The organism is Corynebacterium minutissimum (genome assembly GCF_000805675.1).
GTDB classification, from domain to species: domain Bacteria; phylum Actinomycetota; class Actinomycetes; order Mycobacteriales; family Mycobacteriaceae; genus Corynebacterium; species Corynebacterium minutissimum.
On record NZ_JSEF01000002.1, the window covers coordinates 77,222 to 93,798 of the forward strand.

A 16,577-nucleotide genomic window follows, 5' to 3' on the forward strand; every position below is an offset into this window, starting at 1 on the left:
GACAGCTGAGAGTACTTATCCGCCGATAACCGGCATGACATAGACCGCCATGGCGATGCAGGCCAGCCACGCCAGCGCCAGGATTTGCAGGACGCGATCCTCCAGTGCAATCTCATCCGGGGCGCCGCCATTGCCGCGGTCGACGTCCGCAGCATAGCGCAGGATGGCGATAGTAAACGGAACCATGGACACCTGGTACCACACGCTTGCCGGGCCAGCGGACTCGTTGGAAAGCTGGAATCCCCACAGCGAGTAGGACATGACCACCGCGGTGGCCGCCAGGGTCCACACAAAGCGCAGGTAGGTCGGCGTATAGCCCTCCAGGGACTTGCGAATTTTCGCGCCCGTGCGCTCTGCTAGGAGAATCTCCGAGTAGCGCTTACCGGAAGCCATAAACAGGGAGCCGAAGGCCGCCACCAGCAGGAACCACTGGGACAGCTCAATGCCCGCAGCCACGCCACCGGCCATGGTGCGCAGCATAAAGCCGGAGGATACCAAGCCGATATCGATCACCGGCAGGTGCTTCCAGCCAAAGCAATAGCCCAGCTGCAGGCCGATGTAGATGGCCATAACGATGGCCAGGTGCGGACCCGCAGTGGCCAAGAAGGACAGACCAATCGAGCCAACGATGAGCACACCAGCCATCGCGTAGGCCAGGCCAATCGGCAGGACGCCTGCCGCAATGGGGCGGAAGCGCTTCGTCGGGTGCTCGCGATCCGCCTCTACGTCGCGGGCATCATTGATCAGATAGATAGAGGATGCGCCCATGCAGAAGACGATGAAGGCGAGGAGGACGTCGAGAAGCACGCGCGTATGAAACAGCGCGTCTGCACCAGCCGCGGCGGGTGCAGCGAGGACGAGGACATTCTTGACCCATTGCTTGGGACGCAGGGCCTTGACCATGCCATCGGCAAGGTTCTTCGGCGGCTTGCGCTTGCGACCGGTATCGATGCCAGACGTGTGGGGCTCCGAGTGGAAGACTTTCTGGTCGCCGTCATCAACGCGTCGGGTGCTCATCGGGTCTTCCTTTCATAGCGGTGACAGGCCTCTGCGGTGGCGGCGCCGAGAAGGGCGCCGAGCGCGGTATCGGAAGGATAATGTACTCCGAGCACCATACGCGAGGCCATCATGACCGGCACGCCCACGAGCGGCGCTGGGGTTCCCATAACGTGGGCAGCGCCGACGAGGAACGCGCTTGTCGACGTCGCGTGGGACGACGGAAACGACAGCTTAGACGGCGTTTTCACTCCGACCTTCACGTAGTCGTAGTCCGGGCGCTTGCGGCGTACAATGCGCTTGATCACAACGCTGGCCGCGTGCGCCATGAAAGCGCCCGCGCCCACCGCAACCCACTGGCGGCGTACCGCCGGTTTCTTGTAGTTCATGCCCGTTCCCATCGCGGACAGAGCCATCCAGCCCAGTGCGTGTTCACCGAAGTGGCTGAGCGCTCGGGCAGTGGGCAGGACGCCGGGAGCGTCGAAAGCCACGTCTTGGATCTTTTCCAGGACGTGGGATTCGGCGACGGAAAGCTTACTGGGCATCGAACACCTTTCGCCAGGATTCACGGGAGGTCAGCTCCGGCAAGGCTGCACGGTACTCGGCCCGCAGGTCGTCGAAGTTATCCTCGATTTCCTTGAGCATCTCACGGGTGGAGGTGACCAGCTCCTTGGCCAGGTCGCGGTCGCGCTTGCGGAAGGCCACTCCGGTGCCACCTGCGGTGGACACGGTGGCCGAGTCCACGCGGGAAAGCGTGAACCACCGCGCCTCCTCCGGGGTGAGGTTGAGCTGCGGGGCCTCGTGGTGCGCGCGGTCTTCCTTGCTCACCAGGTGCTTGGCGGACTGAAGGAGCCACGGGATCTTCTTGAGCTTGCCCAAGCGGCCGCCCACATTTTTGGTGGGTACGCCCGGCGCGCCGGTAGCTGGGGGAAGCTGGTCGGCGGATTCGATGATGACCGCATCGGAATAGCCCTTGCGGATATCCGCAATGCGCGGCAGTGAGGACTCCAGGATGTCGAAGAGACGATCCGGTCCGGCCAGGAAGTCCTTCATGGCTTCCAGTTGGATGGCCATTGTGGAGTATTCCATGCACATGGTGTGCTTGAGGGTGGACTTGAAGATGGACTTGGTAATCCCGCGTGCATCGCCCTCGTGGTAGAGCGCTGCCACGATAAGACGGTTGCGCAGGTGGAAGTAGGCCTGCCAGTCGATGGCATCGTCCTTATCTGCCCAGGCCATGTGCCAGATGGCTGCACCCGGCCACGTCACCGTGGGGAAACCCTTGGATGCTGCACGTAGGGAGTATTCGGTGTCATCCCACTTGATGAACAGCGGCAGCGGCTGACCGGTGGTCTCCGCCACGATGCGCGGGAAGAGGCACATCCACCAGCCGTTGTATTCCACATCGATGCGGCGGTGCAGCGCGCGGGAGTCGTACTTCTTCGGGTCCAAACGGGATTCCTTGGTGCCGATGGCGCGCAGCGGGTACTTGGCAAAGTCGTGGTCGTAGACGGCATGCTCGGCCGCGCCCCACATGAAGTCAGCGCGGTCGACGCGCTCACCGGTGGTGCGCAGCTGGGAGCGCTCCTGCAGGTTGAGCATCTCGCCGCCCACGATGGAAGGCTTGGCCGCATAACGTGCCGCTTGGACTGCACGGAGGATAGAGTCCGGCTCGATCGCGATGTCATCATCCATATAGAGGATGTACGGCGAGTCGGTATTCTCTAGGGCCTCGAACATAATGCGGGAATAACCACCAGAACCGCCCAGGTTGCCCTGGCGGAACTCGCGGAAGCGCTCACCAAAGTGCGCCACGGCTTCGTCGTAGCCCGGCTCATCCGCCGGGTGCTGGTTGCCCTGGTCCGGCATGAGGACGTAGTCGATGATGCCGTCCACGACGGGGTCTTCTGCCAGGGCCTGCAGCGCCGCGACGGCATCCGTCGGGCGGTTAAAGGTCGGGATACCCACGGCCACGCGCTTCTCCTGCGCCGGGTACTCGCTGCCGTCCGGGAGGAGCTGCGGGTTCGGGGCGTGGGGGGCGGCCCAGGAGGCGTCGGCAAGCACGGTGTCTGCCACCGCCGCGACGTCGAACCACAGCAGGCCGCCGTCCTCGAAGTTCTTCAGGGGCAGCTCGAACTCGTGGTGGCCAGTGGTCACCACGTGGTTGGCCACGGAAATGCGCTGGCCGTCCTGCTTGGAGCGGTAGAGGGAAATGTTGGCCTCGCCCTCGACGTCCATCACCAACACGATGGACTTCAGCTGGGACCAGCGGCGCCAGTAGGCGGCCGGGAAAGCGTTGAAGTAGGTCTCGAAGGAGGCTTCCTCGCCCGCCGGGATGGTGACGGAGGTGCGGTCGTTCCAGCTGAGGCGCTCGCGGTTGCGCTCCGATTCGATGAGGTAGAGCATGCGGACGTCGCTCGGCTCGCCGCGCTTCGGCAGCAGGATGCGCTGTACGGGTTCGTACGCAGCTGAATTGTTGGCAGTCACGATATCTTCGGTTCTCCACACAGTTTTCGACAGTATTCAGGAACCAAGATTAGTGGTTTCGCACTCTTCCGCTGAGTTCCCACGCGGCGCTGAGCAAGGTCTGGGAAATGCAGAGGCTACCGATCGCGAAAGCCTCCAGGATCTGTGAGAGATCTCTGGAGGCTGTCATTATGCGCTTTAACTATGCGCTCTATTTATGCGCCCTGGCTTTTGTCAGGGCGTCGAAGGTTTAGGCCGTTACCGGCGCATCCTCCGAAATGGGCTCGATGCCGAGGCGGTTGAGCATGTAGATCACGCGGGCATCGAGGTCATCAGCCAACTCGCGGGTCTCTTCCACCGTTTCGGCGGTAGCAATATCCCAAATCTTGATGTCCTTGCCAGCCTCATCGTGTGGGAGGTCGCGGCCGAGGTACACAATGTAATCCGGGATGGTCAGCAGACGTAGGTCCTCAAGGTAGCGGTCCGGATGCTCAGCCATACCGCGTTCCTGGAGCACGTGGGCCATGTGGGAATCGGACTCGTTCTCCGGGTGAGCCACGGCAGCGTCCACCAGCAGGGCATCGCCTGCGTACTTCTTCGTCAACGCCACAGCTGCCTGGGCCAGTGCATGGTCGGCGCCGGCAGCAAAACGCACGTGGATACGGTGGCCACCAAAGTGCTCGCGCACTTCACGCTCCACCATTACTGGAACGAAGTCCTCGAGAGTAGCGCCTTCCTCGTGGCGCTTAATAGCAGCGTCCAAGACGGAGTTGATCTCGTCGGCGCTGTATTCGTGGCCGTAGTCGGCCTGAAGATCCTGGCGCAGAGTATCGAAACGACGGGAATTCGGGGAGGTCATTTTAAACTCACTTTCTGTTCGCCTATTGTTAACCTTCAGTTAACTTTAGCGAGTTGTTGTCCCGACCTCAAGTTTTACTTTCACACCACTCACGATTGGCGCCGGCGATGGTCTTCGAGGCCCACAAAGGCCAAAGGCCTGCCGGGAGTTCCGGCAGGCCTTCTTTGCTTGCTGCTTTTTCTTATCGGGAATGCGGGTTGCGCGACTGCGTAGCTTGAGATGTTCCTCAAGCCGCTCCGGGGACATCTTCCACATGCTGCGGTCCGCAGCTCCGGGCGCGCGCTTCCTCTTCTTGCGCTGGGCCATGCCGTCACCTCCTTCCATCGAGGTGTTTCAGCATAGCGCGCCGTGCCGCACTATAGGGAGCGGCCGGGGGCAGCACTGCGGCCTAGTGGCCGCGCTCCTGCTCCAGGGCCTTGCCCTCGTTCCAGAACGGAGCCAGCTTGTTATCGAAAAGGCTCAGCGCGGAGGCAATAGCCATGTGCATATCCAGGTACTGGTAGGTACCCAGGCGGCCGCCAAAGAGGACCTGGTTCTCGCGGGCCTCAGCGGCAGCGAGCTTACGGTAGGCCTCCAGTTTGGCGCGGTCCTCCGGAGTGTTGATCGGGTAGTACGGCTCGTCGCCCTTCTCGGCAAAGCGCGAGTACTCCTTCATGATGACCGTCTTATCGGCAGGATATTTATCCTGCCGTTCCGGGTGGAAGTGGCGGAACTCATGGATGCGGGTGTAGTCCACGTCGGCATCGTTGTAATTCATCACCGGCGTGCCTTGGAAGTCACCGGTCTCCAGCACCTCCAGGTCAAAGTCGAGCGTGCGCCAGCCCAGCTCACCCTCGGCGAAATCGAAGTAGCGATCCAGTGGGCCGGTGTAGACCACCGGCGCGCTTGGCGACGCCCCCCGCACCTCCTCGCGCACGCCGAACCAGTCGGTGTTGAGGCGGACGTCGATAAGCTCGTGCTCCGCCATCTTCTCCAACCACGCGGCGTAGCCGTCGACGGGCAGGCCCTCGTAGGTGTCGTTGAAGTAGCGGTTGTTGAAGGTATAGCGCACCGGCAGGCGCGTGATGTTGCCGGCCGGCAGCTCCTTCGGGTCGGTCTGCCACTGCTTGGCGGTGTAGTCGCGGATGAAGGCCTCGTAGAGCGGGCGGCCAATCAGCGCGATCGCCTTCTCCTCCAGGTTCTGCGCCTCATCCACCGCGAACTCGCCAGCCTGCTCCTTAATGAGCTCACGCGCCTCGTCCGGGGAATAGTAGCGGCCAAAGAACTGGTTAATCAGGCCTAGGCCCATGGGGAACTGGTACGCCGTGCCATCGTGCATGGCGAAGACGCGGTGCTGGTAGTCGGTGAAATCCGTGAACTGGTTGCAGTACTCCCACACGCGCTTATTCGAGGTGTGGAAGAGGTGCGCGCCGTACTTGTGGACCTCGATGCCGGTCTCCGGCTCGGCCTCCGAGTAAGCGTTGCCGCCCAAATGCTCGCGGCGCTCGACGATGAGCACCTTCTTGCCCAGCTGGGAGGCTGCGCGCTCGGCGACGGTCAGGCCAAAGAATCCAGATCCAACAACGATGAGGTCATATGCAGTCATGGGCTCCAGCTTAAAACAGCGCTAGCGCTGGTGCCGCGGATGACAAACACGCGCGTGTCACACCTCCAATACCACATGCAACTGTCGTAACATGTGTCCCGTTAGTTAACTTTTTGCGCTCTTTTTTACCTGCAGATATCCCCTAGGGAGTAACAGTGCAACAGAAACGTCGTCTTGTTCCCGCGAAATCTCGGTGGTCAACGCCGATTATCGCCGCGGTCACGTCCATCGCCGTGGTCACCACCGCCGCTCTCGGCGGCCATACCATTCTCCAGACTCAGGAGGCTGGCAACGGACCTATTGAGGTCACGTCTCACAGCGAATCCTTCGGTTCGGGTGAAACGGTCGTGGTCGATGACCCCGCCATCGCCTCCCAGGGCGACGGTTCCGGGCCGCGCGCGGTGAAGCAATTCCACCGTGACGAAACCTTTTCCTCCTTCGCCGTGACGTGGAAGGGCCCGCGCGATGTCGCCGCCTTCGTGCGCGCGAAGCAACCGGACGGGTCCTGGTCCGAGTGGTACGACATGGACGCGATGTCCTACTCCGGCAATGACCCCTCCGCCACGAACGGCACTGAGCTCATCTTCGTGGGCGACACTAACGATGTGCAGGTTTCCATTAACAACGTCGATCTCGTGACGGGGTCCAACCTCGATGAATCCTTCGAGGAGACGGAGGTTGAGGATGACGTCGCGCTTGACGACGCCTCCCCCGCCGACCTCGCCCCTTCCCTCGCCGCCGCCGATGCTGCTGCGGAGCGCTCCGCGAACCCGCTGCCGGCGCCTATTGCGTCCAATGTCGGTGACATTGCGCCAGTAGCGGACGTCGAGAACACCGCCAGCGTGGAGGGCCTCGAGGCCGTGTTTATGGACGGCAACGCTCAGGAGGGCGAGGTTATCGAACCCACCGCCGATACCGACGGCATGCCGCGCGTGGTTTCTCGTGCTCGTTGGGGCGCGGATGAGAGCCTGCGTTGCAAAGACGCAGATTACGATGATGGCGTGAAGGCCATCGCGCTGCACCATACTGCAGGTTCGAATGACTACACCCGCGCTCAGGCGGCCGCGCAGGTCCGCGCGGCATACAAATATCACGCGCAAAACTTGGGCTGGTGCGATATCGGCTACAACGCCTTGGTGGATAAGTACGGCACGATTTACGAAGGCCGCTATGGTGGCCTCGACGAGGCCGTGCAGGGCGCCCACATCGGTGGCTTCAACGAAAACACGTGGGGCATCTCGATGATTGGTAATTACGAGAAGACTCAGCCGACCGCTGCCCTACTGAAGTCCGTCACGGACCTGGCGGGCTGGAAGGCCGCTATCTCTGGTGTCGATCCGGAATCCCGCGTGAACCTTCGCTCTCAGGGCTTCTCCGGTTCGAGGTACCCGGCCGGTGCTTATGCCCCGGTCTACGGCTTCTTCGGCCACAGTGACGTTCACTTCACCGCATGCCCGGGCCGCTACACCATTGCGCTCTGGCCGCAAATTCGTGCAGCAGCGCATAAGAAGTACAAGGCCATCAGGTCCGGAGCATCTGGCTCAATCGATTGGTCTGATGACTTCGAGGATTCCACGGCAACGGACACCGCAACCGACACAGCGACAGACACCGATGAACCAGCACCGCGCCCGAACAATCCGACGCCGCAGGAGCCGATGTCTTCAATTGGTGATTCCGAGATTCCGCTCAGCACCATCACGGCCCTTCTCGGCCTAGCTGCCACGGTCTTCGGCATCATGTACAGCCGCTCCGATCAGCAGATTGATATGGACCAGAAGGTTGGCGGGCTTCCGGTTGAGCAGATTCCGGGCATCGTGACCAAGGTGCTGTCCCTGAGCAAGAACGAGGGCCTCAAGGAGACGTGGACCGCGGTGCTCAACAACTTCGGACCGGTCCTGGGGCTAGCTGTGGGCGGCCCGGATGAGACGGCGGGTATTATTTCGCAGCTCTTCCAGAACGGCGTGGTCCTCTACTCCGAGGAGACTGGCGCCCATGCACTGGTGGGCCAGATTGCCAAGGAGTGGGCAACCGGTGCTAACGCCGCCAAGCTTGGCTTGCCGACGTCCGACGAAATCCTCACCGGCAATGGCAAGGAAGTCCGCGTTCACTTCCAGGGCGGTTCCATCGTCTACAACCCAGATACCGAGCAGATTCAGGTCTTTACGAACTAATCCTCAGCTCGAGCGGGGCTCTGCACAGCGCAGGGCCCCGCTTTGAGGATCGCCGATGCTGCGGAGGCCCGGTGGTGGGCGTCCGCGTGGCGATTTACCCGCCGGGCGGCCCGTTTGGGCGCCTGCGCGACCGGTAATGCGTGTCCGGTAGTGCGTGGCTGGGTTTAGCCGGGTTTGTCTGGTCCTCGTGCGGTAGCTTGCTGGGCTTGTTGATACGCTGCCTGGGCGGTGATTGGTTCTGCCCAGGGTGGGATGTAGGTTACGTCGCCGCGGAGTCGAAAGACGTAGCCGGCTCCGGTGGGTTTATCCGGGTCGTCATCATTAATCCCGTTGTGATAGGCACACAACATTGTCAGATTCGGCGGGTTGGTAGCCCCACCGGCTTTCCACGGCACTAGGTGGTGCACGTGGGCATAATCAGCCGGTTTGTTACATCCCTTCCTGGCACAGGTGGGGTGCTCGGCACTGGCCATCATGCGCTGCTCGAACCCGGCAAGGCGTTTCATGCGATGCAGCCATACCGGCCCAATCGTGGGATGGACCAGGGTGACATAGCCGATCTCAGCAAACTTGTAGTTCAAAAACTGCGTGCCGGTCATACGCCCACCATTAGTCAGCTCCAGAACAATGTCGTCACCGTCGCCGGAGATAATCTTGTCGAGCTTGTCCAAGGTCACCACCACACTGGTGAGAACAGCAGGTTTGGTACCGCCGTGAGATTTATTGAAGAAAACGTGCCGGGAGGCGTCGAGCAGGTTGTCCTTATTGATGGATTCCAACGCGCCGCGCATCTCGGTGACGGTCATGGGATCATCGGTAATCGTCAGCGAGTGCGGACCGTCAGCACGATAGGTCATGCGCACCCCCGGGGTGGGGATACGTTTGGGCTTGAGCTCTTTGAGCCGTTTGGCCGCCACAGCTGGGATGCTCGATGCTGGTGTACCGGCGAGCTTTACACGCAAGTTCCACGCGTGCAGCTGGTTCTTCAGTTTCTTCGTGTAAGACTCAATCAGGCTCAGCGTGGCCAGATCATGGTGTTGTTCGGCGGCTCGGCTACGGGCAGTGCGTTGTTTGCCCGTGAATTTCGTGGCGCCGAAGTAAATGTGGTTTAAACGTGCCAGCTCGGCGGCATCGGCAGGTGCAGCGCCGAGTGCGCGTAAACGTTTCTCGCCTCCTACCGCTTGCTCCACCAACGTGATCCCCGAGTTGCGGTAGGAGAAATAGGTCTCTAAATCCCCCATGGGCCAGAACACTAAAACACCCTCACCAACCCTGCAACCGGAAGATTAAAACCAGTGCTCAAGCACCTTAGCCACCCCGGCCTGGTGATGGGGCAGGGTGGTGGCATCGGAGACGTCGGCAAGCGCGGGGTGTGCGTTTCCCATTGCGACGCCGCAGCCTGCCCACTCCAGCATTTCGAGGTCATTGGGCATATCGCCGAAGGCGATGATGTCTTCGCGTGAAATACCGTGATGTTCCGCCAACCACTGAACCCCGCGGCGCTTGGTCACGTTCGGCGCAGCGACCTCGAGCACGCCCTCCGACATCGAGTACGTGACGTGGGCAAGCTCTGGATCGATGTGGGGAGCGACCAACTCATAGAGCTCCGGGGCCGAATAATCAGTATTGCGGATCAGCAGTTTCACGGCTGGTTTCGACACCAATTCCCCCACGCTGACCAGGCCGAATCCCTCAAACATCGCGTTCTCCGAATAATGCGATTCCACCACGAAGAGTTCGTCCACGGGATCCAGCAGCGAGCCGCCAGCGCGCTCTGCACCGAAACCCGCGCCACCTAGGGGCTGGAGGGCTCTGGAGGCGACGTCGACAGTTTCGGCCAAAGCCTCCGGGGACAACTCGTGGGTAGAAAGGACGCGGTCCTCGGCAGAATCATAAATCACCGCGCCATTCGAGGTCACGCACACCGGACGCACCGTAAGCTGCTCCAGCACCGGCATAATCCAGCGGAAAGGCCGACCCGTGGCCAAGGCAAACTCGGCTCCGGCATTGACAGCCCGGGCGATGACCTCCCGATTGCGCTTAGGCACACGGTGGTTGCGGTCCAACAAGGTTCCGTCGATATCGCTCACGATGAGTCGTGGGGCGTGCTCCGGGAAAGTCATAACCATGAGTCTACGTCAGGGGCTACAGCAAAAAGGCGGCCGCAACACATGTTGTCACGGCCGCCGTGGGGAAGACGTTAGAGATTAAGCGATGACGTCATCATCGTCGACATCTTCCCAGTTGAGGGAACGCTTAATAGCGCGCTTCCAGTCGCGGTAGAGAGCGTCGACCTCCTCCTTTTCGCGCTGCGGCTTCCAGACCTTGAAGTCGCCCTGCTGGGAGCCCAGCACGCTGAGGTCATCCCAGAAGCCGGAGTCAAGGCCGGCGGCGAAAGCCGCACCGGTGGCGGTGGTCTCCACGTTCTTCGGACGGTGGACCTCGACGCCGAGCATGTCAGCCTGGAACTGCATGAGCAGCTCGTTCATGGTCATGCCGCCGTCGACGCGCAGCTCGGTGATCTCCACACCGGAGTCGGCGACCATGGCATCGGCGACGTCGCGAGTCTGGTACGCGGTGGACTCGAGGACCGCGCGGGCCAGGTGCTTGCGGTTGGCGTAGCGGGTCAAGCCCACGATGACACCGCGAGCGTCCGGGCGCCAGTACGGAGCGAAGAGGCCGGAGAAGGCCGGCACGATGTAGACGCCGCCGTTGTCCTTGACCTCGCGGGCCAGGTTCTCGATGGACGCGGAGTTCGGGATGAGTTGCAGGTTATCGCGCAGCCACTGCACCAGGGAACCACCCATGGACACGGAACCCTCGAGCGCGTAGACCGGACGCTCGCCCTCGCGCTGGAAGCACACGGTGGTGAGCAAGCCGTTGTCGGAGAACTTCGGGGTGGTACCGGTATTGAGGAGGAGGAACAAGCCGGTGCCGTAGGTGTTCTTGGCAGAACCCGGGCGGAAGCAGCCCTGGCCGAACATGGCGGCCTGCTGGTCACCAAGGATGGCGCGAATCGGCACGCCAGACAGGGAGCCGCGCTCACGGACCGTGCGGAAGTCACCGAGGGAGGGACGAATCTCCGGAAGCATGGAGGTAGGAATACCCATCTCCTTGCAGAGTTCCTCGTCCCACTCGAGCTTCTCGATGTCCATGAGAAGGGTACGGGAAGCGTTGGTGACGTCGGTGGCGTGGAGGGCCTCCTGGCCATTGTCGCCGTCGGCGCCGCCAGTAAGGTTCCACAGCAGCCAGGTATCGATGGTGCCGAAGAGAAGCTCGCCGGCCTCAGCGCGCTCGCGAGCGCCTTCGACGTTATCGAGGATCCACTTCACCTTCGGGCCAGCCGGATAGGAGTTGATGATCAGACCGGTACGGCGGCGCCACTTGTCCGCGCCTTCCTCGCCAGCCAGTTCCTTACAGATTTCGGTGGTGCGGGTGTCCTGCCACACGATGGCGTTGTAGACCGGCTTGCCAGTCTTCTTGTCCCACACAACGGTGGTCTCACGCTGGTTGGTGATACCCAAAGCAGCGATGTCTTCGACGTTGATGTCGGCGTTGGCCAAGGCTTCACCGACGGCACGACGGGTATTGCTCCAGATTTCTTCCGGGTCGTGCTCAACCCAGCCCTTCTCCGGGAAGATCTGCTCGTGCTCGAACTGGCCGACGGACACCTGCTCGCCGTCGTGGTCAAAGATGATGCAGCGCGTGGACGTGGTGCCCTGGTCAATCGCTGCAACGTAGCTCTTGGTGGACATAACTTTCTCCTTGTCGGGGGTGTTTTAAAGGGCTATGGACAGCAGGCCAACGGCGACGGCCGAGAGAGTCGGCGCGACGACCGGAACCCAGGCATAGCTCCAGTTTCCAGTGCCCTTGTCCTTGATGGGCAGAACGAAGGCGTACATGATGCGGGGACCAAGGTCACGGACCGGGTTGATGGCATATCCGGTGGGGGTACCGAGGGACAGACCGATAGACACGATGACGAAGGCAACGCCGAAGTAGCTCAGCGGGCCTAGTTCGCCGCCGGTCGGACCGAAGGCAATAAACATGAGCAGCACAGTAGTGGCGATAAACTCCGTCACTGCGTTCCAGCCATTATTCGGGTGCGCCGGATTGGTAAAGAAAATGCCGCCGGTGTTCTTGTTGGCTCCGGTGACGTTGCCGGCTTCATCGACATTGTTGGCGTCGAAAAGCTGCTTAAACGTTGCCCACGCCAGGAAGGCACCAACCATGGCGCCCAGGATCTGACCCAGGAGGTAATAAGGCACGAGGCTCCATTCAAGAGAGCCGTTGACAGCGAGCATGATGGTCACCGCCGGGTTGAGGTGACCGCCAGAGGGGTCTGCGATGCTAGCGCCCAAGTAGACGCCGAGGCCCCAGCCCATTGCGATAACGATCCAGTCTGCACCGCGCGCCGCGGAGGTGCGGAGGTTTACAGTGGCGCAGACGCCGTTACCCAACAGGAGCAGCACTGCCGTGCCAAGGAACTCCCACAGGAATGCATCAGTTCCGGCCATAACTTGTCCTTTCTCTTTTGCCTAGGCCAAAGGCCCAGCGAGAGACAGCAAACGTCCTCGCTGGGCCTCGTGACGCTTAGGCTTCTTCCTTAGTGGCTCGTGCGCTGCCGGCGCGCTCGAGAATGTCATTTGCCTCACGGTCGGTGAGGGCAGCCTCGGCGGCAAGCTCCGCCTCGGTGTGCTGCTTGAAGTGGGAAACCTCGCGCTCGATGTCGCTCTGGTCCCAGCCCAGCAGCGGCGCGACGAACTCAGCAATAGGCTGAGCAGCGGCAACGCCTCGGTCGGCGAACTCGATGGCCACGCGCAGGCGGCGAGACACGATGTCGTCGATGTGCAGTGCACCTTCGTGGGTGACGGCGTAGCGAACCTCAGCCCAGATGTAGCTCTCAGCGCCCGGAACCGGCTCAAGGAGGGAGGCGTCCTCGGCGGCAGGAGCCAGAACCTCGCTGATGAGGGAACCGTAGCGGCCGAGCAGATGCTCGATGCGCTCCTCGCTGAGGTTGTAGCGGCGCGCGAGCGCCGGAACCTGGTTGGCCAAGGCGTGGTAGCCGTCCGCGCCCAAGATCGGGGTGCGCTCGGTGACGGATTCTGCCACCTTGAAGCCCAGTTCCTTAGCGGCCAGGTCCACTGCGTCCTTACCGATAACGCGGTAGGTCGTGTACTTACCACCAGCAACGGAGACAAGGCCCGGGGCTACGCGGGCAACGGCGTGGTTGCGGGAGAGGTTGGTGGTGGAGTCGGACTTACCGGACAGCAGCGGGCGCAGACCGGAGTAGACACCAACGATGTCCTCACGGGTAATCTTGTTGCGCACGCGCTGGTTGACCTGGTCCAGGATGTAGTCGATATCTGCCTTGGTTGGGGCCGGGTCCGGCAGGGACAGGCCCTTTTCCCAGTCAGTATCGGTGGTACCGATGATCCAGTACTCGCCCCAAGGAATGACGAAGAGCACGGACTTTTCGGTGACGAAGCACAGAGCGGCGTCAGCGTCGAGGGCGTCCTTCGGGACAACGATGTGCACACCCTTGGAGGCGTGAACGGTGAACTTGCCCTCCGCGCCGGCCATCTCCTGAATCTTGTCGTTCCAGACACCCGTGGCGTTGATGAAGACCTTGCCCTTAACGGTAGTCTCGCGGCCGGTCTCGAGGTCACGGACCTGCGCGGCGGTGATGCGGCCGCGGTTGTCCTTCTCGAAACCGATAACCTCGGTACCGGTACGCACGCTTGCGCCGTATTCAGCAGCGGTGCGCAGGACGGTCATGGTGTGGCGGGCGTCGTCGACAAGCGTGTCGTAGTAGCGCACGCCACCGACGACGGCATCCTCCTTGAGGCCCGGGGTCACCTTGAGCACGCCCTTGCGGGTGAGGTGCTTCTGCATCGGGACGCTCTTGGCACCACCCATGAGATCGTAGAGGGTAAAGCCGCCGAACATCATGACGCGCTCCCAACCGCGGTGGGTCAGGGGGAAGATGAACTTCAGCGGCTTGACCAGGTGCGGGGCCAAGGTCGACATGTTGAGCTCGCGCTCCTTGAGGGATTCCGCAACGAGGCGGAAGTCAAACATGGCGAGGTAGCGCAGTCCACCGTGGAACATCTTGGAAGAACGCGAGGACGTTCCTGCCGCAAAGTCTTGGGATTCCAGCACGGCCGTCTTCAAACCGCGGGTGGCTGCATCCACCGCAGCACCAGCACCTACTGAGCCGCCGCCGATAATGACGACGTCATAGTCTTCAGTGGAGTAGTCGTTCCAGGTCTGTTCAAAATACTCGGGGTTAAAGCTGTGGTTACTCGTCGTGGTCATGGTTGACCGAATCTCCTCTCTCGCTGCTTACCACTGCGCGGAAAAGACTTGTTCACATGACAAAGGCGCAGCTCAAGCAAATGTTGCTCACCCGCCGCGCGAACGACGTTGCCTCGGCGTTGTTCACCACGGACGTTGCCGTGCGGCTGAGATGAAGAAGAAGTTATCTCCCAAACCCCATGCTATAGGTCACGCCTTTTTCGTTCTGGAGACGCTACTCACACGTAAGTTCCGGAGGGGTAAGCAGGACTTTTTCACACTACTCAGTAGGTACACAAAAAGAACACTACCCCCATCAGGGGGCAGCAAAGAGGCATGGGGAATCTCCCAAAAGTGGGAGATGTAGCGACTTATTTCTTCTTCGACTTCTGCAGGCGGGCCATCGCCTCAAGCACTTCCGCCATACCGAAGCGCTCCGCGGAGTAGGTCACGGCCCGAGCCGCCTTGACCACCTCAATGGGAGCGGTCTCAAGGGCCACCATATGCACGGCGACGTCCTCGTCGCCTTCGGCAAACGTCTCGTCACCGGGTTCATTCGCAAAGAAGAGGAGGTCCTTCGGTTCGGCTCCAATCTTCTTCACCACCGCGGCCAGGCCCTCGGCCGGGGAGGAGGCGGTCGCGACGGGGCCACCGGGAGCGTCGTTAAACTGCACCCCTTCAGCACCTTCGGCACAGGCAATACGCCATACGTCCTGCGGGATATCCTCCACGGCAGCGGCATCCAGCACTGTGCCCTGCTGCGAGATAATCACCAGCTCCTCTACCTGCGGGTACACCTGCGCCAACGCCTCCTGGAGACGCTTGGACACTTCGCCGCCCTCCATGCTCAGTGCGCTCTGATCCGCCACGACGATGCGCGGCACAGCGGAGTACTCCGCCTTAACGCGGTGCGGCAGACGGGAAACAATGAGGCGAGACTGCGTAGCCGCCGAGAGCAGGCCCTGCTCCACGACGGACCCCGCGAAGATCTCCTTGCCGCTCGCCGTCATCGACGCCTGCGCCTCGGCGACGTCCGACTTGAGCTGCGCCATAACCTCCGTCACCTTGTCGCGACCTTCTTCCAGGCCACGAGTCGCCTCCTCCACCACGGAGTTGAGGTTCTCCTTGATCCATTCCAGGGTCTCCGGCGCGGTGCGGGGACGTTCCTTAACTTGGTCGGCGGCGGCGCTCTCGGTGGTGTTGTCGGGGGCGGCGTCAGAGGGGACGTCGGCAAGCACTGCGTCTTCTTCCGGCGCGGCAGACTTTTTGAGCATCATGCGGTCGCGCACCAGCTCAATGGTGGCGGCGGAGACATAGCCTTTGAGGTGGGCCAAGTCATCGCGCAAACGACGCACGCGGTAGCGCTCATCCTCCACCACGGCGTCCTGAGCCTCAGCCTCCTCCAAGGTCGGCGCACCACCGCCCTTGCGGGCAGGTACCCAATACTCGCCCGCGGGCATCGGCCCGAACTCGGACTCATACTGCGTCCACAGCTCCTCAAGCGCCTCCTGCATGCGGCGACGTACTTCCGCGATATCGGCATCGGCGTCACCAGTGGTGTAGTAGGGCTCCAGCGCCGTAATGAGGATCGGCGTATTCGTACGGCCCAAGTGCTTCTTCTGCCCCTTGGTCCAGAGGCGCTGGGAGCCAAAAATAATCTGCGGGATAATCGGCACACCTGCAGCGTGGGCAATGCGCGCAGCACCATTGCGCATAGATCGGATTTCGAAACTGCGAGAGATGGTGCCCTCTGCAAAGACGCCAACAAGCTCGCCACTCTTGGCCAACTCGGTGCCCTTCACAATCGACGCCCCACCATCAATGCGATCCACCGGGACATGCCCCATCACTTCGAAGAGTCGGCCCACTACCGGAGCCTTGAACACCGAGGCCTTGGCCAAGTAACGCACGAGGCGCTTCTTCTGATACGCCAGGTACGCACCGAAAAGGAAGTCCATATAGCCCGTGTGATTACACACGATGACCGCGCCGCCCTCATCCGGTATGTTCTCCACGCCCGATAGGCGCATCTTCAAACCTTGGGCCACGGTGACCGCACGGCCCACGTGTGTGATCTGCCGGTAGACAAAATTGGTCACAGCGCTCATGGTGCTCCAAACAGGTAAGAAACCTCGCCGCCTGAAGGAGGCGGCGAGGAGGGACAAGTCAGGGCGATGCGCGCGAAACCCCGCGCGCAGCG

13 protein-coding genes are annotated in these 16,577 nt (G+C 61.6%); 1 reads left to right on the forward strand and 12 read right to left on the reverse strand.

The annotated features are described in order from the left end of the window. Nucleotides 1–15 precede the first annotated feature (15 nt). The 6 genes from NX84_RS00385 to glf all read right to left on the reverse strand — a co-directional run bounded on the left by NX84_RS00385 (nucleotide 16) and on the right by glf (nucleotide 5,906). Nucleotides 16–1,017 carry a decaprenyl-phosphate phosphoribosyltransferase gene (locus NX84_RS00385; protein ID WP_039672589.1) on the reverse strand — a complete coding sequence of 334 codons (1,002 nt, stop codon included), beginning with the start codon at nucleotides 1,015–1,017 and terminating at the stop codon, nucleotides 16–18. Continuing rightward, nucleotides 1,014–1,541, reverse strand: a complete 528-nt coding sequence (locus NX84_RS00390) for a phosphatase PAP2 family protein (protein WP_039672590.1) — start codon at nucleotides 1,539–1,541, stop codon at nucleotides 1,014–1,016. Before NX84_RS00390 ends, NX84_RS00385 begins: the two co-directional genes overlap by 4 nt. After that, the gene (locus tag NX84_RS00395; protein WP_039672592.1) at nucleotides 1,531–3,483 is read right to left on the reverse strand and encodes a glycosyltransferase; all 1,953 of its coding nucleotides are present in this window, start codon (nucleotides 3,481–3,483) and stop codon (nucleotides 1,531–1,533) included. The genes NX84_RS00390 and NX84_RS00395 overlap by 11 nt, the downstream gene beginning before the upstream one ends. A 229-nt stretch (nucleotides 3,484–3,712) precedes the next feature. Continuing rightward, complete coding sequence (locus tag NX84_RS00400) at nucleotides 3,713–4,321, reverse strand: three-helix bundle dimerization domain-containing protein (RefSeq protein WP_039672593.1); 609 nt, start codon at nucleotides 4,319–4,321, stop codon at nucleotides 3,713–3,715. A gap of 45 nt (nucleotides 4,322–4,366) precedes the next feature. Next, nucleotides 4,367–4,627, reverse strand: a complete 261-nt coding sequence (locus NX84_RS00405) for a hypothetical protein (RefSeq protein WP_039672595.1) — start codon at nucleotides 4,625–4,627, stop codon at nucleotides 4,367–4,369. An 82-nt stretch (nucleotides 4,628–4,709) separates the two neighbouring features. Further along, nucleotides 4,710–5,906, reverse strand: coding sequence for a UDP-galactopyranose mutase (gene glf / locus NX84_RS00410; RefSeq protein WP_039672597.1), 1,197 nt, complete (start codon nucleotides 5,904–5,906; stop codon nucleotides 4,710–4,712). A gap of 155 nt (nucleotides 5,907–6,061) precedes the next feature. On the opposite strand from glf, the gene NX84_RS00415 reads away from it, so the two are divergent. Continuing rightward, nucleotides 6,062–8,080 carry an N-acetylmuramoyl-L-alanine amidase gene (locus tag NX84_RS00415; RefSeq protein ID WP_039672599.1) on the forward strand — a complete coding sequence of 673 codons (2,019 nt, stop codon included), beginning with the start codon at nucleotides 6,062–6,064 and terminating at the stop codon, nucleotides 8,078–8,080. A gap of 164 nt (nucleotides 8,081–8,244) precedes the next feature. Here the strand turns inward: NX84_RS00415 and NX84_RS00420 are convergent, their stop codons facing one another. The 6 genes from NX84_RS00420 to NX84_RS00445 all read right to left on the reverse strand — a co-directional run bounded on the left by NX84_RS00420 (nucleotide 8,245) and on the right by NX84_RS00445 (nucleotide 16,485). After that, the gene (locus NX84_RS00420) at nucleotides 8,245–9,321 is read right to left on the reverse strand and encodes an HNH endonuclease signature motif containing protein (RefSeq protein ID WP_231913731.1); all 1,077 of its coding nucleotides are present in this window, start codon (nucleotides 9,319–9,321) and stop codon (nucleotides 8,245–8,247) included. Between the two features lie 45 nt (nucleotides 9,322–9,366). After that, nucleotides 9,367–10,203 (reverse strand): Cof-type HAD-IIB family hydrolase, encoded by an 837-nt coding sequence (locus NX84_RS00425; RefSeq protein WP_039672601.1) that lies wholly within the window; start codon nucleotides 10,201–10,203, stop codon nucleotides 9,367–9,369. 84 nt (nucleotides 10,204–10,287) lie between these two features. Continuing rightward, nucleotides 10,288–11,835, reverse strand: coding sequence for a glycerol kinase GlpK (gene glpK, locus NX84_RS00430; protein ID WP_039672603.1), 1,548 nt, complete (start codon nucleotides 11,833–11,835; stop codon nucleotides 10,288–10,290). 24 nt (nucleotides 11,836–11,859) lie between these two features. Beyond that, nucleotides 11,860–12,597: an MIP/aquaporin family protein gene (locus NX84_RS00435; protein WP_039672604.1), complete on the reverse strand. Its 738-nt coding sequence runs from the start codon at nucleotides 12,595–12,597 to the stop codon at nucleotides 11,860–11,862. 76 nt (nucleotides 12,598–12,673) lie between these two features. After that, nucleotides 12,674–14,398 carry a glycerol-3-phosphate dehydrogenase/oxidase gene (locus NX84_RS00440; protein WP_039672606.1) on the reverse strand — a complete coding sequence of 575 codons (1,725 nt, stop codon included), beginning with the start codon at nucleotides 14,396–14,398 and terminating at the stop codon, nucleotides 12,674–12,676. Nucleotides 14,399–14,748: 350 nt separating this feature from the next. Next, on the reverse strand, nucleotides 14,749–16,485 hold the full coding sequence (locus NX84_RS00445; RefSeq protein ID WP_039672608.1) for a lysophospholipid acyltransferase family protein: 1,737 nt from the start codon (nucleotides 16,483–16,485) through the stop codon (nucleotides 14,749–14,751). Nucleotides 16,486–16,577 lie beyond the last annotated feature (92 nt).

What these genes read in the sequence shown, in the direction of transcription:
- NX84_RS00385 (WP_039672589.1), bottom strand. Translation starts at nt 1,017, where the DNA reads ATGAGCACCCGACGCGTTGATGACGGCGACCAGAAAGTCTTCCACTCG.
- NX84_RS00390 (WP_039672590.1), bottom strand. Translation starts at nt 1,541, where the DNA reads ATGCCCAGTAAGCTTTCCGTCGCCGAATCCCACGTCCTGGAAAAGATC.
- NX84_RS00400 (WP_039672593.1), bottom strand. Translation starts at nt 4,321, where the DNA reads ATGACCTCCCCGAATTCCCGTCGTTTCGATACTCTGCGCCAGGATCTT.
- NX84_RS00405 (WP_039672595.1), bottom strand. Translation starts at nt 4,627, where the DNA reads ATGGCCCAGCGCAAGAAGAGGAAGCGCGCGCCCGGAGCTGCGGACCGC.
- glf (WP_039672597.1), bottom strand. Translation starts at nt 5,906, where the DNA reads ATGACTGCATATGACCTCATCGTTGTTGGATCTGGATTCTTTGGCCTG.
- NX84_RS00420 (WP_231913731.1), bottom strand. Translation starts at nt 9,321, where the DNA reads ATGGGGGATTTAGAGACCTATTTCTCCTACCGCAACTCGGGGATCACG.
- NX84_RS00425 (WP_039672601.1), bottom strand. Translation starts at nt 10,203, where the DNA reads ATGACTTTCCCGGAGCACGCCCCACGACTCATCGTGAGCGATATCGAC.
- glpK (WP_039672603.1), bottom strand. Translation starts at nt 11,835, where the DNA reads ATGTCCACCAAGAGCTACGTTGCAGCGATTGACCAGGGCACCACGTCC.
- NX84_RS00435 (WP_039672604.1), bottom strand. Translation starts at nt 12,597, where the DNA reads ATGGCCGGAACTGATGCATTCCTGTGGGAGTTCCTTGGCACGGCAGTG.
- NX84_RS00440 (WP_039672606.1), bottom strand. Translation starts at nt 14,398, where the DNA reads ATGACCACGACGAGTAACCACAGCTTTAACCCCGAGTATTTTGAACAG.
- NX84_RS00445 (WP_039672608.1), bottom strand. Translation starts at nt 16,485, where the DNA reads ATGAGCGCTGTGACCAATTTTGTCTACCGGCAGATCACACACGTGGGC.